Raw genomic sequence first — 24,014 nt, forward strand, 5'->3', positions numbered from 1 at the left:
CATGTAGCGCTTCTCGGGGTGATAGGCGCGCTTGCCCCACCAGGAGAAGAGATCGTGACGCAGGCGCGAGATCAGGGAGAGAACGGTCATCGGGAGCGTGCCGAGGGTTGGGGTTACGGGATCGGGAGACATTTTCTTTAGCCCTTGAAGGATACCTGATCCTTCTTAACAAGCAATAAACGGGCCAGGGTCATTTCGCATCGCACCATTTCCAATGTGGAACCGATGCATCTGCGGCAATATTCCTTCAAATTCAATGAGTCACCTCCCCGGACACCTCTGATATCGCAGGACGGCATCGGATCCGACCCGCCCGGATGCGTTTCCCCTCTTGAGAAGCGGGTCCAGACTCGGCCAGACTTTTGTGCACCGCACCAAACGCGTACGGCAGACCCGGGCAGCGTTCCTGACGCCCGGCGGTTCCCCGGCACTGTTGCCCGCCAAATGCCCGATGGAGGCCCGAGATGCTCGAAATCAATGCCGACCGCCTGCTTGCGGACTTCTACGACCTGCGCAAGATCGGCACCTTCAAGACCGGGGTGCACCGCCCGACCCTGTCGGCGGACGACATCAGGTCCCGGCACTGGCTGGTCGACAAGCTGCGGGCCATCGGCCACGAGGCGGAGATCGACGGCATCGCCAACGTCATCGGCCGCGCGCCCGGCAAGGGTCCGCATATCCTCGCCGGCTCCCATATCGAGACCCAGAACGAGGCCGGGTGGCTCGACGGGGCGCTGGGCGTGCTCTACGCGCTGGAGGCCGCCCGCGCCGTGGCCGAGAGCGGCGCCTACGGGGAAAGCGGCGTCGACGTGATCGCCTTCGCCGACGAGGAAGGCCATTTCAGCGACATGCCCGGCAGCAATTCCTGGGTCGGTCAGCTCACCGAGGAGACCATCGACCAGGCGGTCGACCGCACCCACGGCCTGCCCCTGCGCGAGGCTCTGGACAAGGCCGGCCTGACCGGCAAACCGCGCCGGCAGATGGAGCGCGAGCGCTATCTCTGTTTCCTGGAAGCCCATATCGAGCAGGGCGGTTGGCTGGAGGCCAACGACCTGACCATCGGGGTCGTCACCTCCATCGTCGGGTCCTGGCAGTACAGGATCGTCATCGAGGGCCAGCAGAACCATGCGGGCACGACCATGATGAAGATGCGCCGCGACGCCGGCGTGGCGGCGACCCGCCTGCTGCAGGCGATCGAGACCGAGTTCCCCAAGATCGCCGCCGAGCTGAGCGTATGGACCACCGGTCGCATCACGCTGGATCCGGGCGCGCCGGCCATCGTGCCGGGCGGGGCGGAGATCCTGTTCCAGTTCCGCGACGCCGACCCTGCGGTGCTCGACCGGATGCATGCCAAGCTCGAGGAGCTGATCAAGGCGGAAGACACCAACGGTCCCTGCGACGTCCGCCTGGAGATCGTCAGTATCACCAAGCCGGCGCTGATGGACGAGACGCTGAAGGCCGCCTTCACCGCCTCGGCCGAGCGGGTCTGTCCGGGCAAGCACACCCTGATGCCGAGCGGTGCTGGCCACGACGCGCGCACGCTGGCCCCCTACATCCCCTGCGCCATGCTGTTCGTGCCCAGCATCAACGGCGTCTCCCACCACTGGAGCGAGAACACTTCCGACGCGGACATCATCGCCGGCGCCCGGGTTTTCGCCGGGGCGGTCGGCGACCTGCTGGCCGCGGCAAAGGGATAGAGCGCCGGTCATACGTCCAATCCGTCGCGCATCCCGTATAAACGGCATGTGCCGATTGATTGGACTGTTCGTGCTCTCGTTCCTCGCCGCCTGCTCGCCGCTGCAGATCGTCGACCATCTCACGCCGAAGACCGGCTACGAGCGGGTGCAGGGCATTCCCTACGGCGAAGGACCGCGCCGGACCTACGACCTCTACGAGCCGACCGGGCCCCGGCGCGATGCGCCGGCAATCGTCTATTTCTATGGCGGCGGTTGGAAGACCGGCGACAAGAACAAGTACCGTTTCGTCGCTCAGACCCTGGCCAAGGCCGGCTACACGGTCGCCATCCCGGACTACCGGCTGTATCCGGACGTCACCTTCCCCGCCTTCGTCGAAGACGGGGCGAAGGCCGTGGCCGCCGTCTGGCGCAGGCTCGACCGGCCGGTGATTCTGATCGGCCACTCCGCCGGCGCCCATATCGCGATGATGCTGACCCTCGACAGCACATGGCTGGCGGCTGAGGGGATCGACGTGGACGCGACGGTGAAGGCCACGGTCGGGCTGGCCGGGCCGTATGATTTCCTGCCGCTGTCCGACAATCTCCGCCCGATCCTGGCCCCCGGCGGCGATCCGGACGCCAGCCAGCCGATCGCCTATGCCCGCGGCGACGCGCCGCCCCTGCTGCTGGTGCATGGCGAGGCGGACAGGACGGTGCTGCCGAAGAACACCGCCAACCTCGCCGCCGCAATCGAGCGTCTGGGTGGCGACGTGACGGTGATCACCTATCCCAAGGTCGCCCATGCCGGGGTGATCGGCGCCTTCTCAAAGCGGCTCGCCTTCCTGGCCCCGACCCGCGCGGACGTACTGCGCTGGCTCGACGGCCGCGGCCTCTGAGGTATCCCGACGGTTGTAGGCCGGGGGTTGCCATCGCCGGCCGGAGGGGTCAAATCTCCCCCACCAATCAACAGCCCCGCACCAACGGAGAGCGCCGATGCAATACCTCCACACCATGGTCCGCATCAAAGACGTGGACGAGAGCCTGAACTTCTACTGCGGTCTGCTCGGGCTGGAGGAGATCCGCCGCTACGACAGCGAGAAGGGCCGGTTCACCAACATCTTCCTGGCCGCTCCCGAGGACAAGGAAAGCGCCGCCTCCGACAAGAAGGCGCCGATGCTGGAGCTGACCCACAATTGGGATCCGGAAGACTACAAGGTCGAGGGCCGCGCCTGGGGCCACCTCGCCTTCCGCGTCGACGACGTCTACGCCACCTGTCAGAAGCTGATGGACAACGGCGTGACCATCAACCGCCCGCCGCGCGACGGCTACATGGCCTTCGTGAAGTCGCCGGACGGCATCTCCATCGAGCTGCTGAATGCCGACGGTCCCAAGGACCCGGCAGAGCCCTGGGCCTCCATGGAGAACACCGGCAGCTGGTAAGCCCGGCCCGCGAGCCTAGCCGGGGGTGATGCCGAGTTCGGCAAGAATCTCCTCGGTATGCTCCCCCAATCCAGGCGGCGGACGGTCGAAACGCGGCCCGTCCGCCGCGCTTCTGTACGGCGCCATCGCCAGGCGCACCGGATGGTCGAACCCCTTGGGTGCCGGCACCTCCGCCAGCGTGCCCCGGTGCGCGAGCTGCGGCTCCTCCACGGCTTCCGGAATGGAATTCACCCGACTGATCGGCACACCCCGCGCCCCCAGACGCCTTGCCCAGTTGGCGGCCGTATCCGCCAGGAACGCCTGCCGCAGCGTGCTGTCCACCAGCTCCCGGTTGGCGATCCGGGCCTTGCTGTCGGCGAAACGCGTGTCCGTCAGCAGATCGGCGATGCCCAGCTCCTCGAACACCGCCTGCACATGGGTCTGCATGGTCGCCGACATCAACACCGTGCCGTCGGCGCAGTCGAAGCTGTTCGCGGTCGGCAGGTGGGTGGCCGAACTGTTGCCGATCAACCCGCCCGGATTGCCGTCGATACTCCACTGGGCGATGGACGGCGCCTGGATGTTCAGGGCGGCATCCAGCATGGAGATGTCGAGATACTGCCCCTCCCCGGTCCGCTCGCGGCGGAACAGGGCGGCGGCGACCGCAAAGGCGGCCGAGGCGCCGGTAAACAGGTCGACCGGGAAGTAACCGGTGCGCATCGGCCCGGTCTCGGGCGAGCCGTTGGTCGACATCATCCCCGAAGCGGCCTGAATCGCGCCGTCATAGGCCCCTTCCTTGGAGCGCGGGCCGGTGGCCCCGTAGCCGGTGATCTGGCAGTAGACCACGTCCGGCTTGATCGCCTTCACGTCCTCCCAGCCAAGTCCGAGCCGTTCGGCCACCCCGCCGCGGAAGTTCTGGGCGACCACGTCCGCCGTCTCGATCAACCGGTGGGCAATGCCCCGCCCCTCCTCCGATTTCAGGTCCAGCGCGACGCTGCGCTTGCCCGGATTCAGCGCCAGAAAGGCGGAGCCCATGTCGATATCGGTGTATTTGCTGGGGATCATCCGGTTGCGCATCTGATCGCCACCGCCGGGCCCGGGCGCCTCGATCTTGATGACGTCCGCCCCCTCCTGGGCCAGCAGGGACGTCATGTACGGCCCCGACAGCACCTGGGTGAAGTCGACGACGCGGATTCCCTCGAACGCTCTCGCCACGCAATCCTCCCTGATTCGCCGGGTCTTGCCGCCCGGTCCCGCAACCAGCACGCTAGCGCGGAAACGCCGCCGCGTGCAGCACCTGGGCGCAGCAGGCGAGAAAAAGACCGCAACGGGAGACCGCCATGACCGACACCGACACCACGTCCATTTCCGCAGCCATCACCGGCGAGACCGTCAAACAGGCCTCCGCCGAGTTGTCCGACCTGCTGAAGCTGCGCACCTATCCCTTCGGTATGAAGCTGTTCGAGGATGTGGAGGAGATGAAGGCGGTGCCGGGCGTGCGCACGCCGATGGACGGCATCCCCTTCACCACCTGCCAGCTCGTCACCCAGGTCCGCACCGCCGGGTTCACCCTTGGGATCGTCAAGGACAACCTGCGGCCGAACGCGAGCTGCGGCGCCAATATCGGGCTGGAGGAGGTGCCGGAACGGCTGGCCTCGGGCGAGCAGATGACCGGGGTCTGGTTCGACAACCAGGAGGCGGCGAAGAAGCACCAGGCGGAGATGCCGCGGGTGGCGCCGGGGCGGTATTCCGGCCTCTGTGCCTCGCCCCTGCGTACCGGGCGGCTGGATCCGCCGGACGTGTGCCTGTTTTATGCCTCGCCGGGACAGATGATCCTGTTCATCAACGGGCTGCAGTTCAAAGACTACCGGCGCTACGACTTCACGATCACCGGCGAGAGCGCCTGCGCCGACAGTTGGGGCCGGGCGCTGAGCACGAGGCAGACTAGCCTGTCCATCCCCTGCTACGCCGAGCGGCGCTATGGCGGGGTGGCGGACGACGAGTTGCTGATGGCCTGCCCGCCGGACGAATTCCTGCGCGGAGTGGAGGGGCTGAAAGGCCTGTCGAAGAACGGCCTGCGCTATCCCTACCCCCCGTTCGGCGCCTTCGCCGACCCGGCGATCGGGATGTCGAAGAGCTACGGCTGACGAGGAGCTGTTTGAGCCTCAGCTCTGCAGCGTCTTCAGCCGAAGCGTGCCGAGCAGCAGGAACCCCGCCACGCCAGCCAGGATCCACAGGGACAGATCGAAGCTGTGGGTGGCGTCGTACACCAGGCCCAGCAGGATCGGGCCGCCGGCGCCGCCGACTTCGGCAGCGGAGAAGAACAGCCCGCTCGCCGTGCCGGCACGCTCCTCGCCCACGCCCTTGGTCTCCACCAGGGTCAGGATCGCCACCGTCATCAGCGAGGACCGCGCGATACCCTGCAGCGCCAGACCGATGGTCAGCGCCGGCTGGCCGGCGACCCAGAGCAGCAGGCAGGCGAGTACCGCCCCCGCCGCCAGCAGCCCCAACACCAGATGGCGGCGCTCGGGTGTCGCCAGACGCGGAATGGTCAGCGACGCGACGATCCCGATCAGGGTCGGCACCGTCGCCCAGTACCCGGCTTCAACCGGCGTCATGCCGCCGACCCGCAGGATCTCCGGCAGCCAGTTGTTCAGCCCGTGGTTCAGGGCGAAGATCGCCACGCTCATGGCCAAGAGCAGACGCACCGCCGGCAGGCGCACCAGTTCGCCGATGACCTCCTTCTGCGGTCGCGGTTTGGCGGCGGAGGCCGGCGGGTCGTGACGGCGCGCCGCCGGCAGACTGGCGATCGCCAACCACGTGCAGGCGCCAAACGCCGCAACGGCCGACCACAGCAGCAGCACCGCGCGCCAGTCCCCGTCGAAATACGGCATCAGCACCGAGTTGGTCAGCGACAGCGCGACGATCGAGCCGATCGCCGGACCGGTGATGTAGATGCCCATGGCGAAGCCGCGGTCGCTGCCCTTGAACCAGCGGGCGATCTCCTTCGGCGCGCCGGCCGACACGATAGGGCCGCCGATTCCGAAGATCGCCACGGCGACGAACAGCATGACGGCACTGTCGGCCACGCCGCGCAGCAGGCCGGACAGGGCGACGATCATGGCGCCGAGAAAGATCGCCCGGCGCGCGCCGACCCGGTCGAGGAAGCTGCCGCCGGGAACCGCCGCCACGATATAGGTGAGCTGCCAGATGCCCAGCACCCCGCCCATGGCGGTGTGGCTGATCTCCAGGTCGCGGGTGATCGGGCCGATGATGGGCGCAAGGCCGGCGATGGTCAGCCCGAAGCAGAAATACGCCGTCCAGACGCCGAACAGGATCGCCCAGCGGATACGCGGCGCCGGGGGTTCGGCGCTCACCGCCGCGTCTTCACTCATCTGTCGGTCCCATTTGGCCTTCCGGAAGGCCGAGACCGCCTTACTGTGCGGCCGTCGGCAGGACGTGATCCTTGAACCGCTCGCGCAGGGTCAGCTTCGACAGCTTGCCGGTCGCGGTATGGGGAAGATCGTCGACGAAAACCACGTCGTCCGGCAACCACCACTTTGCGACCTTGTCGGAGAGATAGGCGCGGATGTCCTCCGGCGTGGCCGTCCTGCCCTGTTCCAGGCGGGCCACCAGCAGCGGTCGCTCGCCCCATTTCGGATGGGCGGCGGCGATCACCGCGCATTCGGCGATGGCCGGATGGCCGAGTGCCGCTCCCTCCAGGTCGAGGGAGCTGATCCACTCGCCCCCGGACTTGATGACGTCCTTGGTACGGTCGACGATGTAGAGGAAGCCGTGCACGTCGATCTTGGCGACGTCGCCGGTGCGCATCCATCCCTCGTCGTCGAAGACGGCCGCACTGGCCTCGGCGTCGCCGAAATAGCCGTCCATGACGCCATGGCCCCGCACCAGCAGTTCGCCGAAGGCGACGCCGTCATGGGGCAGGCGGTCGCCCGCCTCGTCCACGATCTTCAGCTCGCAGCCGAACATGCGGCGGCCCTGGCTGGTCTTGAAGGCGCGCTTCTCCGCCTCCGGCAGGGCGTTCAGGGACGGGCCCATGGTCGTGAGCGTTCCAACCGGGCTCATCTCCGTCATGCCCCAGCCGTGCACGACGCGGACGCCGAAATCGACCTCGAACTCGCGGATCATCGGCTCCGGAGCGGCCGAGCCGCCGATCACCACCACGTCGAATCCGGTCGGCTTGCGGCCCTGCTTGCGCATCTCGCCGAGCAGGCCGAGCCACACGGTTGGCACGCCCCAGGCCGAGGTCACCGCCTCCTCTTCCATCAGCCGGAACAGGTTCTCGCCGTCCAGCTTCGGCCCCGGCATGACGATCCGGGTGCCGGTCAGCGGCATGGCATAGGGCAGTCCCCAGGCGTTGACGTGGAACAGCGGCACCACCGGCAGGATGCTGTCCGTCGGGGTCAGCCCGACCTCGGTGGCGATCGCCATCAGCCCGTAGGAATGCAGCAGGGTCGAACGATGGGTGTAGAGCACGCCCTTGGGGTGGCCGGTGGTGCCCGAGGTGTAGCAGATCCCGCTGGCGGTACGCTCGTCGAAGACCGGCCAGTCGATCTCGGCCGGCTGTTCGGCCAGCAGCGCCTCATAGGCCAAGGCGCCCTCCAGCCCGTGGGTCTCGTCGCCGAGCACCACGTAGCGCAGCCCCTTCGGCAGCCTGTCGCGCAACCCCTGGACCAGGGGCACGAAGGTGGCGTCGAGGAACAGCACCTTGTCCTCGGCGTGGCCGACCACATAGACGATCTGCTCGGCGAAGAGACGCGGGTTGATGGTGTGGCAGACCGCGCCGATCCCGGAGATCCCGTAATACAGCTCCAGGTGCCGGTAGCCGTTCCAGGCCAGAGTCGCCACCCGGTCGCCCGGGCCGATGCCGAGCTTGCGCAGGGCCCCGGCAAGCTGGGCCGCACGTCCCGCCAGATCCTTGTAGGTATATCGGTGCCGGTCGCCCTCGACCCGGGCCGAGACGATCTCCTGGTCCCCGCGGATCTCCGCCGCATAGGTGACGATGTCGGAGATCATCAGCGGCCGGTCCATCATCTGGCCCTGCAGCATCGCCCATTCCTCCCAATGCTTTTTTGTCTCTTATGCCCACCAGCTAACTACGCCACCGCCCGGCCTGTCGAGATCGACGGCGAACGGTCGGGCCGTCAGGTGCCGGTTGAGCTTGGCATCGGGCAGTTGCCGCAATGGGCGCGGGCGTGACGTCGGAATCAGTCGTCGGCGGAAACGACGCGGAACGGCAGCACCGTGCCCCGCGGCTCCTCCGGCTCCGGCGGCGAGAGCGCGCGGGCGATATCCTCCAGCGCGTCTTCCAGATGGGCCGGCAGGGCGAGACCCGCGCCGCGCAGGTTGCGGGCAAGCCGCTCGGCCCCTTCGGCGAGCCCGTCGTCGAGCGGCACCCCGGCCTCCTTGGCGAGGGTGGCAAGCTGGGCGATGGTCTGCACCAGCAGCACGGACCGCCGGTCGGCCGGCACCTCGATCCCCACGGTCAGCCGGGTCGGCGCCGGCGCCGCCTCGACGGTCTCGGGTGTGGAGTCCAGGGCCGGTTCCTCGGCCTTGCGACCAGGGTGCAAGAGAACTACGCGGTCGTCCGTCACGCTGCGTCCCCTTCCCGCTGGTTGTCGTGTCCGTGCCGAATCGCTTCGATTCTACGGAGTCGCGCCCGCTCTGTCGACATTGTGGAAGCGAGGCGCGGGAAGGGAGGGAAATGCCAGGGCGAGCCCTTCCAGGTTCCGTACGCCTCGAGCCTTGCCCCGGCACAAGGCCGGAGTGTGGCTGGCGGCGGAACGTTGGAAGAAAATCCGGGCGTCATCGCCCCATCACATTGACGTGAGAGCATGGGGTTGTTCCCGCCCGGCCCTATGACGCAGGTCTTGCCGTGCCGCGATCCGGGTTACCTTGCTGACGCCGGCACAACGACCGGGACGACTAGAGGAGAAAAAAGAATGAAGATGTTTTCGACGCTTGCCATGGCGGCCGCCCTCGGCATGACCATGGTCGCCGGCGCTGCGTTTGCCGATGTCGTCGACGAGCGGGTCAAGGGCTTCAAGGCGCATGGCGACAACCTGAAGGCGGTGAAGGCCGCGGTCGACTCCGGCAATGCGTCCGCCGCCGTCGAACCGGCCAAGGCGATGGTCGTCTTCGCCAAATCCATCCCTTCGCGGTTCCCCGAAGGCTCCGGGACCGGCGACACCCGCGCCCTGCCGGCGATCTGGTCCGACTGGGCCGGTTTCGAGAAGGCCGCCGCGGACCATCTCGCCGCGGTGCAGAAGCTGGAAGCCGTGGCCGAAGCCGGCGATGCCGCCGCGCTGGGTGAGCAGCTCAAGGCGACCGGCGCCACCTGCGGCGCCTGCCACAAGGCCTATCGCGCCGAGAAGTGACCGCCGCGCCGTTCGGACACCGTTCGGACAAGGACAGGCCGGCCCTCGCGCCGGCCTTTCCGTTTCAGCCGAGCAGCGTGAGCCCGTAGGCGGCGGCGCCGCAGACGATCAGGATCGCCAGCGCCACCCACCACGGCGTCCGCCGCACGCGTGCAGGCACGTCCTTCGGCGCCAGACGCTTCATTCCGGTGAACATTGGCAGGATCAGGTCGTCGCGCAGGAAGACCATGTAGGCGATCACCGCCACCACATGGAGGATCACCACGATCAGCAGGATGTCGAAAAGCTGATGGTGCAGGCCGGTCAGGGTGCCCGACAGGCTGGATCCGACGAGGTGATACAGAGGCCCCTCGTAAAGAATGTCGTCGTTGGCGAACAGGCCGAGGGTCGCCTGGGTTCCGACCAGCAGCAGCAGCGCCAGCACGGCGAGCGCGCCCAGCGGGTTGTGCCCGGCATGCTCCGGGTGCCGGCCGGCCAGGGTTTCGCGCAGATAGGAGACGACCGCGCCGGGACCGCGCACGAAGCTGGAGAACCGGGCGAACTCGCCGCCGACGAAGCCCCAGATCACGCGGAACACGACCAGCGCGATGGCCGTGAGCCCGAAGCGCTCGTGCCACTCGAGCATGCCCTGCTCGCCGGTGATCCACGAGCCGGCGAGGCACAGCACCAGAGCCCAGTGAAACAGCCGCAGCGGCCGGTCCCAGACCCGGACCGGCACCACGTCGGCCGGCTTGCCGTCGTATTCGCCCATGAGACGCTCCCGCTTATGCCTCCGCCATGAAGGAGCGGTAATCCTCGACCACCCCCGCCGCACTGGCTTCCACCAATCTGGCGCCGGCTTCCGGCGTGGCAAGGAAGCTGTCGGCGCCGATGCGGCCGTCCGGGTGAATCAGTCGGTAATCCTCGGCATCGTAGAACGGACGCGGGCGCGGCGGGGCCGGGTCCATGTCTACTTTCTTGATGTGCTCCGGGTAGGCGTACTGGGTGACGGAAATCTCCGAGGCGGTGGCGTGGCTGCCATCCCGGTCGCCATAGAGTTCCTTGCTGATCTCTTTGACGGCCGGGAAGGCGAACCAGTTGGCCAGCTTGCAGCGGACATGCGGTTGATTGGGACCGACGGCGAGGCTCTTCTCGGCATAGATCTCGCTGAAGGCGGCCGACACGGTGGCGATGTTGCCGCCGTGGCCGTTCAGGAAATAGAACCGCTCGAACCCGTTGCGCGCCAGCGACAGTACGCTGTCCCGCACCACCGCCATCAGGGTCGAGGGCCGCAGGGCGATCGAGCCCGGGAAGGCCAGGTGATGCTGGGCCATGCCGATGGAGATGGTCGGGCCGACGATGCAGCCGAGCGTCTCCGCCGCCCGGTCGGCGATCACTTCGGGACAGATGGCGTCGGTACCGAACAGGCCGTTCGGCCCGTGCTGCTCGGTCGAGCCGATGGGGATGATGATGCCCCGGTTGCCGTTGAGGTGGGCTTCCACCTCCATCCACGTCATCAACTGCAATCGCATTCCACTCTCCTCGTCAAAGCTCCGCCGTATCCCGGCCTTGCTTGCTTATTGATCCGCCTGAAGCGCGCGTTCGATCCAGTCCGCGACCGCCAGGGCTTTCGCGTCCTCGCCATAGCCGGTGACGATCTGCACGCCCAGGGGCAGCCCCTGGTCGCCCTTGCCCGCCGGAATGGTGACGCAGGGCCAGCGCAGCAGCGTCCAGATCTTGTTGAACAGCGGGTCGCCGGTGAAGGAAAGCCCCTCCGGCGCCTCGCCCGCCGCCGGCACGGTCAGGATCGCGTCGATCCCGTCCAGCCGCGCCGCCGCGTCGTTACGGAAGGCGTCCGCATCGGCCTGAAGCTGGTACAGCTCGGTATCGTCGATCTTGCGGCCGGCGGCGATGGTCTCGCGATAGAACTCGCTCAGCTTGTCGGCGTGGTTGTCGTATTCCCAGGCCAGCGCCCGCGCCGCCTCGGCGGTCATCAGGCGCATATGGATGTCGTCCATCTTCTCGAAAGCGGTCCAGTCGACCAGACCGACCACCGACGCCCCGGCGGTCTGCACCGCGATCCGCACCCGCTCCATCACGTCGACCGCATCCTCCTCGATCTTGTCGGCGAAGGGCACGTGGAAGGCGAGGCGCGGGGCGGCCCCGTCGAACCCGTCGAGACGGGGTGCGGGCTCGCCGCGCAGGGCGTAGTCGAAATGGGCGATGTCGGCGACCGAGCGGGCAAAGGTGCCCACCGTATCGAGGTAGCGCGACAGCTCCTTCACCCCGCGCCGGTCATGGGTTCCGAAGGTCGGCTTGAAGCCGACCACGCCGCAATAGGCGGCCGGCCGGATCACCGAGCCCGCCGTCTGGGTACCGAAGGCCAGCGGCACCATGAAATCGCCGACCGCCGCGGCCGAGCCGCTGGACGAGCCGCCGGGCGTATGGTCGAGCCCGTGCGGGTTGCGGGTCTTGCCCGGATTGCGCCAGGCGAACTCGGTGGACACCGTCTTGCCCATCACCACGCCGCCGGCCGACCGGGTCCGGGCGACCACGGCGGCGTCCTCCTCGGGCTGGTGGCCGACATAGATCGAGGAGCCGTAGCCGGTCGGCATGTCGGCGGTCTCGATGATGTCCTTCACCGCCACCGGCAGGCCGCCGAGCGGACCCGACGCGGTGGAGGCGCGGGCGGCGTCGCGGGCCTGCTCCGCGTCGAGATGGATGAAGGCGCCGACCTCGCCGTCCCGCGCAGCCGCCCGTTCCAGGCAGGACTCCATCAGCGCTTCCGGCGTCAGCGTTCCGCCTTCGATGGCACGCAGGGCCTCCAGGGCACCGAGGCGATGCGGGGCGTTCGTCATGTCGGTCAGGCTCCCATCAGGTGGAGAACGATGTGGCGGCGATGCGGATGCTCGCGATGTTCGTACAGATAGATCCCCTGCCAGGTACCGAGAACCGGTCGGCCGCCGGCAACGGGAATGGTCAGGGTGGTCTGGGTCAGCGCGCTGCGGATATGGGCCGGCATGTCGTCCGCTCCCTCGGTCGAATGCCGATAGAGCGTCGGGTCCCAGGGCGCCAGCTTGGCAAAGAAGCGGTCGAGATCGACCCGGACGTCCGGATCGGCGTTCTCCTGGATCAGCAGGGACGCCGAGGTGTGACGCACGAAGACCGTCAACAGCCCGTCCGCCAGACCGGACTCGGCGACGAAGCTGCCGATCCGCTCGGTGATGTCGATCAGCCCGGCGCCCGGCGTCGCCACCGTGATCTCGCTCAGCGCCTGCCGGGTGACCTCCGAGGTGGTGATCGCGCGTTCCCTCAACACCGTTGCCGTTCCCACTCCATGCTGTCCACGCGGCTTGCCCCTTCCGTCTTGTCGGCGGTCCGGGGTCTCTCTAGCCTCGGGCCACCGTATCCCGCCGGAGTACCGGATGCCACGCCACATCGCATGCATGAGCTTCGATTTCGACGCGCTGTCCCTGCCGATCGCGAAGGGAACGCTCACGCCCACGCCGCTGTCGCGGGGCGAGTTCGGCCTGGTCGGTGTCGAGCGCATCCGCCGGCTGCTCAAGGTCCATCGCATCGCCGCGACGTTCTTCGTGCCGGGCCACACGATCGAGAGTTTCCCCGACGCGGTCCGCGCCCTGGTGGAGGACGGTCACGAGATCGCCTGCCACGGCTGGACCCACCGCCGGCCCTCCGCCCTGACGCAGGACGAGGAGCGCGACGAGTTGGTCCGCGCCGGTGCGGCGATCGAGCGGATCTCCGGCCGCACGCCGACCGGCTACCGCTCCCCCTCCTGGGACCTGTCGGAGCACACCCTGGATCTGCTTCTGGAGCTCGGCTACGCTTACGATTCCAGCCTGATGGGCCACGATCACCTGCCCTACCGATCGCGGGCCGGCGACACGGTGCCGCTGCTAGAGCCGGCCGGATTCGGGACACCGGTCGACCTGATCGAGATCCCGGTGAGCTGGAGCCTGGACGACTATCCCCATTTCGAATGGAGCGTGACCTCCGGCGGCGCACTGAACCAGGGGCTGGCCTCCTGGCGGGCGGTGCTCGATAACTGGACCGCCGATTTCGACTACATGGCCCGCACCCATGACTGGGGCGTCATCACCTACACCTTCCACCCGTTTGTCTCCGGCCGGGGCCATCGGATGATGGCGATGGAGGCGCTGATCCGGCACCTGCGCGACGGCGGCGCCGCTTTCGCAACGATGGCCGAAGTCGCGACGGAAGCCGCCGACCGGCTAGGGCCGTCGGCCGCATGAACCGGGAGCAGGCGCTGGAGGCGGGACTGACGGCCCTCGCCGCCCACGACGCGGACATCGCTGCCGCCCTGGCGGAGGCCGGTGCGCCCGAACCCCGCATCCTGGAGCCCGGTTTTGCCGCCCTGATCCGCATCATCGTCGGCCAGCAGGTCTCCACCGCGTCGGCCGCGGCAATCCTCGCACGCTTGACGGCGGCCGGCGGGCTCGATCCCCGGACCTTCTCCGGCTTCGACGATGCCGCCCTCGGCGCGATCGGATTCTCTCGGGCCAAGATGCGCTACGGCCGCGCCCTGGCCGAGCGGGTGCTGGACGGCCGCCTGCCCCTCGACCGGCTGACCGGCGACGATCCCCAGGGGGCCCATGACGCGCTGGTGGCCGTGCCCGGGATCGGCCGATGGACCGCGGAGATCTACCGCATGTTCGCCCTGGGCGATCCGGACGTCTTCCCGTCCGGCGATGTGGCCCTGCGCGAGGGCATCCGGATGCTGCGGGGTCTGGAGGCCCGTCCCGACATCGCCGGCTCCGACACCCGGTCGGCGGCCTGGACACCGCACCGCAGTGCCGCCGCCCACCTGCTGTGGCGCCTGTACCGCGTGCGGCGCGGGGTTGCGGTTTTCGGAGCGGATCGGTGAGATGTCCGATCGCGTCCGCACGCTGCTGGCCGATATCCGGAGCGTCTGATAGGGTTGGATTTCAAACAAAGTCGCTGAAAATGCATTCGGAAGCCGGGGACGTGGACAGGATTACGGAAATGCCGAACGGGGCTCTGTGCCCCCATGTCGGCCGGACGCCCGTGCCCGCCCGCCTCTGGAGAAGTGGGCGCGCATGACGATGGCCGACAATCCCCGTTCCGCGTTGGCCGCGTTTCCGACGTCCGTCCTCGACGGCATCGATGACGGCTTCCTGCAGCTCGACCGCGACGACCGGGTGGTCTGGTTCACCGCGCCGGTGCTGGCGTTCTTTCCGCATCTTGCCGACTCCCTGACGCCCGGAGCGGCCTTCTCCAGTCTGCTGGACCTGAACGTCACGGCCGAGCAGGACACGGCCCTCAAGACCAACGCGGAGACCTGGCGTGCGCGCCGCATGGAGGCCCACGAGCAGCCGCACGGCCTGATCGACGGACGCCTGGCGAACGGCCGCTGGGTCCGGGTCATGGACCACGCGACCGAAGACGGCGGCCGGCTGATTCACTATCGCGACGTGACAGAGGAGCGCCGAGAGCTCGACGAGGCCGCCCGGTTCACCCTGTTTCTCCAGGGCACGCTGGAGACCATCAGCCAGGGCATCTGCGCCTTCGACGCCGACTGGCGGCTGCTGACCTGGAATGCGCATTTCTTCGACCTGCTGGGCCTGCCGGCAAGCTTCGCCAGCGTCGGCATGCGCCTGTCGGACATCATCCATCACCTGGCGGACCAGGGCGAATACGGGGCGGGTGACGCGGCCGACCGCGCCTCCGAGATTCTGGAAATGATCCAGACCACCCGGGGCACGGTCTACGAGCGGCCGAACCGCGACGGTCGCCTGATGGAGGTCCGCATCCGGCCGATGCCCAATGGCGGCGTGGTCATCGTCTACGAGGACATCTCCGACCGTCAGGAGGCACAGCGCGCCCTGAAGCAGAGCGAGGAGCGCTATGCCCTGGCCGCCGCCGGGTCGAATGACGGGCTCTGGGACTGGGACCTGGCCACCAACTCGATCTATCTGTCGACCCGCTGGAAACAGATGCTCGGCCATGTCGAGCAGGAGATCGGCGACGGCGCGGAGGAGTGGTTCAGCCGCATCCATCCCGAGGACGTGCAGCGGGTGACGGCCCAGCTCGACGCCCATCTGAGCGGCGCGGTCGGCAATTTCGAGAGCGAGCACCGGGTGCGGCACCGCGACGGCACCTATCGCTGGATGCTGGTGCGCGGTCTTGGCGTGCGCGACGTCTCCGGCCACGCCTATCGCATCGCCGGGTCGATGACCGACATCACCGACCGCAAGCGCGTCGAGGAGCAGTCGATCCACGACGCGCTGCACGACAACCTGACGGGCCTGCCCAACCGGACCCTGTTCCTGGAGCGGGTGCGCCAGGCCCTGGCCCGGTTCCGCCGCAATCCCTCGGCCAGCTTCGGCGTGGTCTATCTCGATCTCGACCGCTTCAAGGTGGTGAACGAGAGCCTGGGCCATATCCATGGCGACGACCTGATCATCGCCGCCGCGCGCCGGCTGGAGCACAACCTGAAGTTCGGCGACACGGTCGCCCGGCTCGGCGGCGACGAATTCGCCATGCTGCTGGAGGATGTCAGCGACAAGAGCGAGTCGATCGGCGTCTGCGACATGCTGCAGAAGGCGCTGGCCTCCCCCTTCAGTCTGAGCGGCAAGGAGATCTTCACCACCGCGTCGATGGGGGCGGCTCATTCCAGCGAGGGCTACGGGCGGCCGGAGGACATCCTGCGCGACGCCGAACTCGCCATGTACAAGGCCAAGGAACTCGGCAAGGCCCAGGCGGTCGCCTTCAATCCGAACATGCGCGGCACCACGGTCACGCCGCTCGACATGGAGACCGACCTGCGCCGGGCGATCGAGCGCGGGGAGTTGACCCTGCGGTTCCAGCCGATCATCTCCCTGGCCAACGGCCGCATCCAGGGTTTCGAGGCGCTGGCCCGCTGGACCCATTCCAAACGCGGCGAGGTGCCGCCCTCCGATTTCATCCCGCTGGCCGAGGAGACCGGGATGATCGTCGAGATCGGGCAGTGGGTGCTGCGGACGGCCTGCGAGCGGACCGTGCGCTGGCGCGATCAGTTCCCGAAGGCCGAGCCGATGGAGATCAGCGTCAACCTGTCGAGCCGGCAGTTCCACCAGTACGATCTGGTGCGCATGGTGACCAACAGCCTGGAAGGCACGGGCATGGACCCGAGCCTGCTGAAGCTGGAGATCACCGAGAGCGCGCTGATGGAAAACGCGCATCTCTCGGCCCAGATGCTCAACGACCTGAAATCGTTGAAGATCCAGGTCTGCGTGGACGATTTCGGCACCGGCTACAGCTCGCTCAGCTACCTGCATACCTTCCCGATCGACACCCTCAAGATCGATAAATCCTTCGTCCAGGACATGGGACGGAACCGGCACAACCTGGAGATCGTGCGCACGATCTGCCTGCTCGCCCAGAACCTGAGACTGGACGTGATCGCCGAAGGCGTTGAGACTCCCGAGCAACTCGCCCAGTTGCGGGCCATCGGCTGCGGCTTTGCCCAGGGCTACTTGTTCTCTCCGCCCCTGGACGTGGACGGGGTCGAGCGGTTACTGGGCGAGAACAGAAGCTGGTAGGGGCTCGACGCGATGCGCCGGTTCGATGTGTATTTTCTGCAGAAGCGTGACGCCGCCGGTTGGGAAACCGTCGAGCGGGCTCAGAGCGCCTCGGTCCTCGTCTCCTCCATGATCCGGGAGTTCGACGGCGAGGAGAACGCGGAGCTGCGCGTCGTCGGTGGCGACTGGAACGCCACCATCGGCGAGTGGGAGTTCAGCCAGATCTTCTTCGTCGACCGCGGATCGATCGATCTCTCCCTGGCGGAACCGCCGGTGAGTGCCGACGACGACGGGCAAGGCGGTGCCGGGTGGAGCGATGTCGAGCGCGAGGTGCCGGACCTGGCCGACGCGCCCGCCGCCCGGGGCAGTGCATCCTTCGCCGACGCCATCCATGCCGCCCGTCAGGAATCGGAGCAGCAGGACGGCAACGACGGCTACCTGGACTCCAGCCTGACCGCCAGCGACGCGCCGCCCACCCGGCGCGGCGGCGGTTATGACGACACCAGCAACGAAGATCTGCGATCGCTGGGCTTCCACCACGGCGGTCAAGCGGCGGAGGAACCGGTCGGACCGCCGCCCGACTTCCGCCCCGAGCCCCGGCGCAGCGGCCGGGCCTTCTTCATGGTCGGGACCGTCATCATCGCCCTGATCCTGATCCTGGGCGCGGCCGCCGCCCTGATGGTCGCCTTCAAGGTCGATCCGGCACCGCGCTACATCGAGATGCTGCGCGACTGGAAGCAGTCGGCGGCGGGCGGCCCGCAGGACGCGCCGGCCGATGCCGACACGGTCATGCCGCAGACCGCCGGCGACGCGCAGCGCCATGTCGGCGTCGCCCCGGACCTGCAGGGCCGGTGGTCGTCGGGCGACTGCGCGCAGGAATACATCGAGTTCGGCGCCGACGCCTTCCAGGTGAAGGCCAGCGGCCGCGACCCGTCGGTCGCCGTGCCGGTCGTGGAGACCCTGGAGGACGAGTACACCTGGTACATCCGCCGCTCCGACAGCCTGGTGGAGCACTTCCAGAAGCTCGGCGACGACGACATCCAGATGATCGGCGACACCACCCCGGTCGGCTTCACCCAGCGCACCTCGGAGGTCTATTCCCGCTGTCAGGCATGACGGCCGGGAACTCCTCATAAAGAAGCCCTCCACGGAGCCCCACAGCAGGGAACCCCAAAGATGGCCGTCCTCGACTGGCATGCAGACCGCGGCACCCATCCCGATCTCGCTCTGCTCGACCGGGCGCCGGAGAGCGACGGCATCGACCTGCGGGCGGTCCGGCTATACCGCCGGGGCCGGGTCCGCGCGCAGATGGCGGCGCGCGGCATCGACGCCCTGATCCTCAGCGACGCGATCAACATCCGCTACGCCACCGGCACGCGGAACATGCAGGTCTTCACCAGCCGCAACCAGCCGTCGCGCTACCTGCTGCTGACCGCCGACCGCTCGATCCTCTACGAGTTCACCGGCGCCATGCATCTGGGCGAGGGTTACGAGACGGTCGACGAGGTACGCCCGAGTTCTACCGCCAGCTTCGTCGCCGCAGGCCCCGCCGTCGCCGACAAGGAACGGTCCTGGGCCCGGGAGATGGCGGCGACGCTGCGCGAGATGTGCGGCCGCGATCCTGTGGTCGGTGTGGAGCGGCTGAACGCCGGTGCCGCCGTCGCGCTCGCCGCCGAGGGCATCCGCCTGGTCGATGCCCAGGAACCGGTGGAGATGGCGCGCTGCATCAAGTCGGCTGAGGAGATGAAATGCGTGCGCGCCTCCCTGCGGGCGACGGAGGCCGGCGTGGCCGAGATGCGCGCCGCCATCCGTCCCGGCCAGACCGAGGCGGAGCTCTGGTCGGTCCTGCACCGCTCGGTCATCGCCGCCAATGCCGATTACTGCGAGACCCGGCTGCTCAATTCCGGCTCGCGCACCAACCCGTGGTTCCAGGAGACCTCCTCCAAGGTGATCGCGGCGAACGAGCTGATCGCGCTGGATACCGACGTGGTCGGCTGCCACGGCTATTACAGCGACTTCTCGCGCACCTTCCACGCCGGGCCGGACCGACCCACCGAGCATCAGCGCTCGCTGTACCGGACGGCCTATGAACAGGTGCAGCACAACATGGGCATCATCCGGCCGGGCCTGACGTTCCGGGAGTATTCCGAGCGCGCCTGGGACATCCCGGAGCAGTATGCCCAGCACCGGTATTATCTCTCGGCCCATGGCTGCGGCATGTCGGGGGAGTATCCCTATCTCTACCACCGGGCCGATTTCGCCGAGGCGGGCTATGACGGGGTGATCGAGCCCGGCATGACGCTCTGCGTGGAGAGCTTCATCGGCCATAACGACGGCGGCGAGGGCGTGAAGCTGGAACAGCAGATCCTGGTGACCGAGACGGGGATCGAGCTGCTCAGCGACTTCCCGTTCGAGGACGCGCTGCTGGGGTAACAACGCCCGCTTGCCCTCGTGCCCTCTTCTGTCTTCCGTCTTCCCGGACTTGCCCCGGGATCCAGCCGTCCGTGTGCTGGAGCCTTCGAAATCCGGGTTCCCTTGTTCCAGTTGCCCTGGTCCTGGATCCCGGGGCAAGCCCGGGAAGACGGGTGGGAGGAGTAGGGGAAGGTAACTCTACCTGTCAGAACAGCGAGCCCTGCATCGGCTTCGGCGGCTTGGGCTTGGGCGTGATCGGCTCCACCAGCCCGGCGTCGTCGTTGCGCACATTCCCCACCCGCCGGTCCACCGGATAGGCTTCCACCAGCCCCGGATCGCAAGGCAGCATGAGCTGGCCGGCAGCGTCCTTGTCCGGACCCATCCAGGTCGCAAAGGCGTCCCGGTCGAAAAGCATCACCGGCATGCGGTGGTGGATATGGGCGATGCTCTCGGTCGCGTCGGTCGTCACGATGGTGAAGGTCTCCAACGCGCTGCCCTCGCCGGTGCCCTCCCACAGTTCCCACAATCCGGCGAAGCCGAAGGGCGCGCGGTCCCGGCGCACCACCCGATAGGGCTGCTTGACCTTGCCCTCGGTGCGCCATTCGTAAAACCCGTCGGCCGGAATCACGCAGCGCCGGTAGCGGTAGGCGCCGCGGAATGCCGGCTTCTCGTCCACCGTCTCCGCCCGGGCGTTGATCATCTTCACGCCGATATCGGTGTCCTTGGCCCAGGACGGCACCAGCCCCCAGCGCATCATCGCCAGAACGCGGTGCCCCCTGGCCGGTCCCTCGGTCATCAGCTTGATCACCGGCGCCGCCTGGGTCGGCGCCATGTTCCAGCGCGGCTCCAGGTTCAGCCCCGTCTCCACATCGAACAGGTGGCGCATGGCCTCCGGCGCCGTGGTGATGCTGTAACGGCCACACATCGATGGACTGCCCCTTCTGCCCGCCGTCACGTTGCTTGGCGCGGACGTGTACCGGCATTACGATCCCTCCAACCCAACCGCGAACCGGCGAGGCAGGCAATGGCGAAGTTCGGCATCGGACAGACAATGAAGCGGCTGGAGGATCAGCGTTTCCTCACCGGAACCGGTCAGTACACCGACGACGTTCCGATCGACGGCGTGCTGACCGCCTATGTCCTGCGCAGTCCGATCGCCCATGGCGACATCACCGCCCTCGACGTCTCCGCCGCGAAATCCGCGCCCGGTGTGAAGCTGGTGCTGACCGGCGCCGACGTCGCCGCCGACGGGCTGAAGCCGATGCCCTGCGGTGCCCTGCTGAAGGGCATCGGCGGCAAGAAGGCGGTCGGTCCGGACTATCCGCTGCTGGTCGGCGACCGGGTACGCCATGTGGGCGACGCGGTGGCGCTGATCGTGGCCGACACCATGGACCAGGCCCGCGACGCCGCCGAGCTGATCGAGGTCGACTATGCCGAACTGCCGGCCGTACCCGGCCTGGCCGCGGTCGACAACGGCACCACCCTCTGGGAGGCCGCCCCGGGCAATCTGTGCCTGGACTGGGAGACCGGCGACGCCGAAGCGGTCGAGAAGGGCTTCGCCAAGGCCGCCAGGGTCGCCGAGCTGAAGCTGGTGAACAACCGCATTATCGTGAACTCGATCGAGCCGCGCGGCGCCGCCGCTGTTGTCGACGACGCGACCGGCGAGAGCACCCTCTACGTCTCCACCCAGGGCCCGCACGGGGTGCGCGACGTCATCGCCGACGTGCTGAACATGGACGCGGCCAAGATCCGCTGCGTCTCCCCCGATGTCGGCGGCGGCTTCGGGATGAAGATCTTCCCCTACCGCGAACATGCCCTGGTGCTGTGGGCGGCCAAGAAGCTGGGCCGGCCGGTGAAATGGATCTCCGACCGCAGCGAGGCCTTCATCTCCGATACCCAGGGCCGCGACCATGTCTCCCACGCCCGGCTGGCGATGGACGACAATGGCCGGTTCCTGGCGCTCTCGGTCGATACCAAGGCCGATCTCGGTGCCTATCTCTCGCTCTACGGTCCGGCGATCCCGACGGTCGCCGGCTCGGGCATGCTGGCGGGGCTCTACACCACCCCGGCGATCCATGTGCGGGTGCGCAACTACTTCACCAATACCCTGCCGGTGGACGCCTATCGCGGCGCGGGACGGCCGGAGGCGGCCTATCTGGTGGAGCGGCTGGTCGATGTCGCCGCCAAGGTCGCAGGACTGCCGCGCGACGAGATCCGGCGGCGCAACTTCATTCCGGCATCCTCCATGCCGTTCACCACCGCCCTGGGCGAGACCTATGACAGCGGCGACTTCGCCGCCCATCTGGACAAGGCGCTGGCCAAGGCCGACTGGGCCGGAATCGACGCCCGCAAGGCCGAAAGCGCCAAGGCCGGCAAGCTGCGCGGCATCGGCATCTCGACCTATGTGGAGGCCTGCGGCGGCGGCGGGCCGGAATGGTCCGACATGCGGATCGAGCCGGACGGCACCATCGTCGTGCCGATCGGCACCCGCTCCACCGGCCAGGGCCACGAAACCGCCTATACCCAGCTCGTCTCCGAGGCGTTCGGCGTCGACAACGAGATGGTGAAGGTCATCCAGGGCGACACCGCCGCCATCGAGAACGGCTCGGGCACCGACGGCTCGCGCTCCCTGCCGGCCGGCGGCTCGGCCCTGCACATGGCGATCCAGAGCGTGTCGGCGAAGGCGCGGATGCTGGCCAGCTACCTGCTGGAGGCGGCCGATTCGGATCTGGAACTGGCCGACGGCAAGTTCACCGTGGTCGGCACCGACAAGTCGATCACCCTGGGCGAGCTGGCGACGGCCGCCAACGACCCGTCGAAGCTGCCCGAGGGCATCGAGCCGGGGCTGGAGGCGAAGGAGATGTACAAGCCCGCCGCCTCGACCTACCCGAACGGCACCCATGTCTGCGAGGTCGAGGTCGACCCGGATACCGGCAGGGTCAAGCTGATCCAGTTCACCGTCGTCGACGATTTCGGCGAGGTGGTGAACCCGACCCTGCTGGAAGGCCAGGTCCATGGCGGCGTCGCCCAGGGCGTCGGACAGGCGCTGTACGAGCGCACGGTCTATGACGATAATGGGCAGCTCGTGACCGGGTCGCTGGTGGATTACTGTCTGCCGCGCTCGGTCGATGTCCCGCCGGTGAGCTTCTCGATGAGCCCAACGCGCTGCGCCACCAACCCGCTCGGGGTGAAGGGCTGCGGCGAGGCCGGGGCCATCGGCGCCCCGCCGGCGGTGATCAACGCAATCCTGGATGCCCTGGCCCCGGCCGGCGTCACCGATATCGACATGCCGGCCACGCCCGACCGTATCTGGGCGGCGCTCCAGGCGGCCCGGCCGGCGGCAGCAGCGGAGTAGACTTCATGCCTTCAGTTACAGCGGTCGATCCGGAAGACCGGATCGCCCTGCTCGACGCCATTGCCGTCCTCACCCGGGAGGCGGGCAAAATCATCCTGCCGTATTACCGCTCCGACACCGCCGTGATCGACAAGATGGACGGCAGCCCGGTCACCGCCGCCGACCGGGCGGCCGACGCCCATATCGTGCCGGTGCTGCAGGCGCTGACCCCCGGTATCCCGGTGGTGGCCGAGGAGAGCGTGGAGGCCGGCGACATCCCCGACGTGTCCGGCGGCCGGTTCTGGCTGGTCGATCCGCTCGACGGCACGAAGGAGTTCATCAACAAGAGCACCGACTTCACGGTCAATATCGGCCTGATCTGGGACGGCGTGCCGGTGCTGGGCGCCCTGCACACCCCGGTCGACGGAATGGTCTGGGGTGGCGTGCTCGGCCAGGGGGCGTGGGAAGAGGCGGAGGACGGCACCCGCACGGCGATCTCGGTGCGCAAGCCGGGGCCGGACGGACTGACCATCGTCGCCAGCCGCAGCCATCGCAATCCCGAACTGGAAGCCTATATCGGGACCATGGATGTCAAGGAAAGCGTCTCGCGCGGCTCCGCGCTGAAGTTCTGCCTCGTCGCCCGCGGCGATGCCGATCTCTACCCCCGCACCGGCCCGACCATGGAGTGGGACACGGCCGCCGGCCATGCGGTCCTGCTGGCCGCCGGCGGATCGATGACCAAATTCGACGGAACGCCCTTCGACTACGGCAAGCCGGCGTTCCGCAACGGGCACTTCATCGCCCGGGGCGGGTGAGACATGCGGCGAATGGCCGTTACAGCATTCTCCCTGATCGCGCTGACCACGGCGGGAGCACAGGCAGAAGCACAGACTTCCGAAACGCGGGCACCGCGCCACCCGATCTCCGAGGGTAAGCCGATCCGCGAGGTGGTCCCGCCGAAGCCGGCGGCGCAGCAGCCCCAACAGCAGCCGTCGGCCTCCAATCCGGTCGCGCCGACGGAGCCGGTGGAACGCAGTACCCGTCAGCCGACGCGGCCGGAGCGGATCCAGCCGAACCCACCTCCCGAACCTTCCAAGCCGATCGAGTCGAAACGTCAGGAGATCCGGAAGGCCGAGCCCCCGGCGCCGATCGGCACGATCGACCCGCGCCCCGGCACGATCAAAACCCATCCGGGCACAATCGAGACGAGATAGTTTACACTCGCCTCCCCGCCCGTA

Annotated in this window: 22 protein-coding genes; 13 read left to right on the top strand and 9 right to left on the bottom strand. The window is 68.1% G+C overall.

Features of this window, described 5'->3' with window-relative positions:
* Positions 1 to 464: 464 nt before the first annotated feature.
* The 3 genes from BLS34_RS15685 (at position 465) to BLS34_RS15695 (ending at position 3,115) form a co-directional block, all read left to right on the top strand.
* Entirely contained in the window at positions 465 to 1,697 is a 1,233-nt protein-coding gene (locus tag BLS34_RS15685) for a hydantoinase/carbamoylase family amidase (protein ID WP_093151661.1), read from the top strand.
* A gap of 46 nt (positions 1,698 to 1,743) precedes the next feature.
* Positions 1,744 to 2,571: an alpha/beta hydrolase gene (locus BLS34_RS15690; RefSeq protein WP_093151663.1), complete on the top strand. Its 828-nt coding sequence runs from the start codon at positions 1,744 to 1,746 to the stop codon at positions 2,569 to 2,571.
* Between the two features lie 97 nt (positions 2,572 to 2,668).
* A complete protein-coding gene (locus BLS34_RS15695) occupies positions 2,669 to 3,115 on the top strand; it encodes a VOC family protein (RefSeq protein ID WP_093151666.1) in 447 nt (148 codons plus the stop codon).
* Positions 3,116 to 3,130: 15 nt separating this feature from the next.
* On the opposite strand, the gene BLS34_RS15700 is transcribed toward BLS34_RS15695, so the two are convergent.
* Positions 3,131 to 4,309 carry a CaiB/BaiF CoA transferase family protein gene (locus tag BLS34_RS15700; RefSeq protein ID WP_175474251.1) on the bottom strand — a complete coding sequence of 393 codons (1,179 nt, stop codon included), beginning with the start codon at positions 4,307 to 4,309 and terminating at the stop codon, positions 3,131 to 3,133.
* Between the two features lie 125 nt (positions 4,310 to 4,434).
* Here BLS34_RS15700 and BLS34_RS15705 point away from each other — a divergent pair, with 125 nt between their 5' ends.
* Entirely contained in the window at positions 4,435 to 5,241 is an 807-nt protein-coding gene (locus BLS34_RS15705; protein WP_084618823.1) for a DUF169 domain-containing protein, read from the top strand.
* Positions 5,242 to 5,259: 18 nt separating this feature from the next.
* Here the strand turns inward: BLS34_RS15705 and BLS34_RS15710 are convergent, their stop codons facing one another.
* The 3 genes from BLS34_RS15710 to BLS34_RS15720 form a co-directional block, all read right to left on the bottom strand.
* Positions 5,260 to 6,489: an MFS transporter gene (locus BLS34_RS15710; RefSeq protein WP_051244580.1), complete on the bottom strand. Its 1,230-nt coding sequence runs from the start codon at positions 6,487 to 6,489 to the stop codon at positions 5,260 to 5,262.
* A gap of 40 nt (positions 6,490 to 6,529) precedes the next feature.
* Entirely contained in the window at positions 6,530 to 8,164 is a 1,635-nt protein-coding gene (locus tag BLS34_RS15715; protein ID WP_093151671.1) for a long-chain-fatty-acid--CoA ligase, read from the bottom strand.
* 158 nt (positions 8,165 to 8,322) lie between these two features.
* Positions 8,323 to 8,709, bottom strand: coding sequence for a hypothetical protein (locus BLS34_RS15720; protein WP_139189352.1), 387 nt, complete (start codon positions 8,707 to 8,709; stop codon positions 8,323 to 8,325).
* A 348-nt stretch (positions 8,710 to 9,057) separates the two neighbouring features.
* On the opposite strand from BLS34_RS15720, the gene BLS34_RS15725 reads away from it, so the two are divergent.
* Positions 9,058 to 9,492, top strand: coding sequence for a c-type cytochrome (locus tag BLS34_RS15725; protein ID WP_175474252.1), 435 nt, complete (start codon positions 9,058 to 9,060; stop codon positions 9,490 to 9,492).
* Positions 9,493 to 9,556: 64 nt separating this feature from the next.
* Here BLS34_RS15725 and BLS34_RS15730 read toward each other — a convergent pair whose 3' ends face one another.
* From BLS34_RS15730 to BLS34_RS15745, 4 genes are read right to left on the bottom strand one after another with little or no spacing between them, the layout of a single operon-like run.
* Complete coding sequence (locus BLS34_RS15730; protein WP_093151676.1) at positions 9,557 to 10,243, bottom strand: cytochrome b/b6 domain-containing protein; 687 nt, start codon at positions 10,241 to 10,243, stop codon at positions 9,557 to 9,559.
* 13 nt (positions 10,244 to 10,256) lie between these two features.
* The gene (locus BLS34_RS15735) at positions 10,257 to 11,003 is read right to left on the bottom strand and encodes a creatininase family protein (RefSeq protein ID WP_028794262.1); all 747 of its coding nucleotides are present in this window, start codon (positions 11,001 to 11,003) and stop codon (positions 10,257 to 10,259) included.
* Positions 11,004 to 11,048: 45 nt separating this feature from the next.
* Positions 11,049 to 12,329 (bottom strand): amidase, encoded by a 1,281-nt coding sequence (locus BLS34_RS15740; RefSeq protein ID WP_093151678.1) that lies wholly within the window; start codon positions 12,327 to 12,329, stop codon positions 11,049 to 11,051.
* A gap of 5 nt (positions 12,330 to 12,334) precedes the next feature.
* Positions 12,335 to 12,790, bottom strand: a complete 456-nt coding sequence (locus BLS34_RS15745) for a secondary thiamine-phosphate synthase enzyme YjbQ (protein ID WP_245701988.1) — start codon at positions 12,788 to 12,790, stop codon at positions 12,335 to 12,337.
* Positions 12,791 to 12,896: 106 nt separating this feature from the next.
* Between BLS34_RS15745 and BLS34_RS15750 the strand changes: the two genes are divergently transcribed.
* From BLS34_RS15750 to BLS34_RS15770, 5 genes are all read left to right on the top strand, one after another.
* Positions 12,897 to 13,742: a polysaccharide deacetylase family protein gene (locus BLS34_RS15750; RefSeq protein ID WP_093151830.1), complete on the top strand. Its 846-nt coding sequence runs from the start codon at positions 12,897 to 12,899 to the stop codon at positions 13,740 to 13,742.
* On the top strand, positions 13,739 to 14,374 hold the full coding sequence (locus BLS34_RS15755; RefSeq protein ID WP_093151683.1) for a DNA-3-methyladenine glycosylase family protein: 636 nt from the start codon (positions 13,739 to 13,741) through the stop codon (positions 14,372 to 14,374). Before BLS34_RS15750 ends, BLS34_RS15755 begins: the two co-directional genes overlap by 4 nt.
* A 193-nt stretch (positions 14,375 to 14,567) precedes the next feature.
* A complete protein-coding gene (locus BLS34_RS15760) occupies positions 14,568 to 17,051 on the top strand; it encodes a sensor domain-containing protein (RefSeq protein WP_051244573.1) in 2,484 nt (827 codons plus the stop codon).
* 12 nt (positions 17,052 to 17,063) lie between these two features.
* Positions 17,064 to 18,146: a hypothetical protein gene (locus tag BLS34_RS15765; RefSeq protein ID WP_093151686.1), complete on the top strand. Its 1,083-nt coding sequence runs from the start codon at positions 17,064 to 17,066 to the stop codon at positions 18,144 to 18,146.
* Between the two features lie 60 nt (positions 18,147 to 18,206).
* Positions 18,207 to 19,463 (top strand): M24 family metallopeptidase, encoded by a 1,257-nt coding sequence (locus tag BLS34_RS15770; RefSeq protein WP_093151688.1) that lies wholly within the window; start codon positions 18,207 to 18,209, stop codon positions 19,461 to 19,463.
* A gap of 184 nt (positions 19,464 to 19,647) precedes the next feature.
* Here the strand turns inward: BLS34_RS15770 and BLS34_RS15775 are convergent, their stop codons facing one another.
* Complete coding sequence (locus BLS34_RS15775; protein WP_093151691.1) at positions 19,648 to 20,367, bottom strand: SOS response-associated peptidase; 720 nt, start codon at positions 20,365 to 20,367, stop codon at positions 19,648 to 19,650.
* 99 nt (positions 20,368 to 20,466) lie between these two features.
* On the opposite strand from BLS34_RS15775, the gene BLS34_RS15780 reads away from it, so the two are divergent.
* The 3 genes from BLS34_RS15780 to BLS34_RS15790 are packed head-to-tail and all read left to right on the top strand — an operon-like array spanning position 20,467 to position 23,990.
* Positions 20,467 to 22,797 carry a xanthine dehydrogenase family protein molybdopterin-binding subunit gene (locus tag BLS34_RS15780; RefSeq protein ID WP_093151693.1) on the top strand — a complete coding sequence of 777 codons (2,331 nt, stop codon included), beginning with the start codon at positions 20,467 to 20,469 and terminating at the stop codon, positions 22,795 to 22,797.
* Between the two features lie 5 nt (positions 22,798 to 22,802).
* Positions 22,803 to 23,591 (top strand): 3'(2'),5'-bisphosphate nucleotidase CysQ, encoded by a 789-nt coding sequence (gene cysQ, locus BLS34_RS15785; protein ID WP_093151695.1) that lies wholly within the window; start codon positions 22,803 to 22,805, stop codon positions 23,589 to 23,591.
* 12 nt (positions 23,592 to 23,603) lie between these two features.
* Entirely contained in the window at positions 23,604 to 23,990 is a 387-nt protein-coding gene (locus tag BLS34_RS15790; protein ID WP_028794253.1) for a hypothetical protein, read from the top strand.
* The last annotated feature ends 24 nt before the right edge of the window (positions 23,991 to 24,014 follow it).

The sequence above is a fragment of the Thalassobaculum litoreum DSM 18839 genome (genome assembly GCF_900102465.1).
In the GTDB taxonomy this organism is placed as follows: domain Bacteria; phylum Pseudomonadota; class Alphaproteobacteria; order Thalassobaculales; family Thalassobaculaceae; genus Thalassobaculum; species Thalassobaculum litoreum.

Coding starts and splice junctions, on each gene's coding strand:
- BLS34_RS15730 (WP_093151676.1), bottom strand. CDS start 10,243: ATGGGCGAATACGACGGCAAGCCGGCCGACGTGGTGCCGGTCCGGGTC.
- BLS34_RS15755 (WP_093151683.1), top strand. CDS start 13,739: ATGAACCGGGAGCAGGCGCTGGAGGCGGGACTGACGGCCCTCGCCGCC.
- BLS34_RS15735 (WP_028794262.1), bottom strand. CDS start 11,003: ATGCGATTGCAGTTGATGACGTGGATGGAGGTGGAAGCCCACCTCAAC.
- BLS34_RS15710 (WP_051244580.1), bottom strand. CDS start 6,489: ATGAGTGAAGACGCGGCGGTGAGCGCCGAACCCCCGGCGCCGCGTATC.
- BLS34_RS15715 (WP_093151671.1), bottom strand. CDS start 8,164: ATGCTGCAGGGCCAGATGATGGACCGGCCGCTGATGATCTCCGACATC.
- cysQ (WP_093151695.1), top strand. CDS start 22,803: ATGCCTTCAGTTACAGCGGTCGATCCGGAAGACCGGATCGCCCTGCTC.
- BLS34_RS15775 (WP_093151691.1), bottom strand. CDS start 20,367: ATGTGTGGCCGTTACAGCATCACCACGGCGCCGGAGGCCATGCGCCAC.
- BLS34_RS15780 (WP_093151693.1), top strand. CDS start 20,467: ATGGCGAAGTTCGGCATCGGACAGACAATGAAGCGGCTGGAGGATCAG.
- BLS34_RS15685 (WP_093151661.1), top strand. CDS start 465: ATGCTCGAAATCAATGCCGACCGCCTGCTTGCGGACTTCTACGACCTG.
- BLS34_RS15765 (WP_093151686.1), top strand. CDS start 17,064: ATGCGCCGGTTCGATGTGTATTTTCTGCAGAAGCGTGACGCCGCCGGT.
- BLS34_RS15790 (WP_028794253.1), top strand. CDS start 23,604: ATGGCCGTTACAGCATTCTCCCTGATCGCGCTGACCACGGCGGGAGCA.
- BLS34_RS15750 (WP_093151830.1), top strand. CDS start 12,897: ATGCCACGCCACATCGCATGCATGAGCTTCGATTTCGACGCGCTGTCC.
- BLS34_RS15770 (WP_093151688.1), top strand. CDS start 18,207: ATGGCCGTCCTCGACTGGCATGCAGACCGCGGCACCCATCCCGATCTC.
- BLS34_RS15760 (WP_051244573.1), top strand. CDS start 14,568: ATGACGATGGCCGACAATCCCCGTTCCGCGTTGGCCGCGTTTCCGACG.
- BLS34_RS15725 (WP_175474252.1), top strand. CDS start 9,058: ATGAAGATGTTTTCGACGCTTGCCATGGCGGCCGCCCTCGGCATGACC.
- BLS34_RS15740 (WP_093151678.1), bottom strand. CDS start 12,329: ATGACGAACGCCCCGCATCGCCTCGGTGCCCTGGAGGCCCTGCGTGCC.
- BLS34_RS15695 (WP_093151666.1), top strand. CDS start 2,669: ATGCAATACCTCCACACCATGGTCCGCATCAAAGACGTGGACGAGAGC.
- BLS34_RS15705 (WP_084618823.1), top strand. CDS start 4,435: ATGACCGACACCGACACCACGTCCATTTCCGCAGCCATCACCGGCGAG.
- BLS34_RS15690 (WP_093151663.1), top strand. CDS start 1,744: ATGTGCCGATTGATTGGACTGTTCGTGCTCTCGTTCCTCGCCGCCTGC.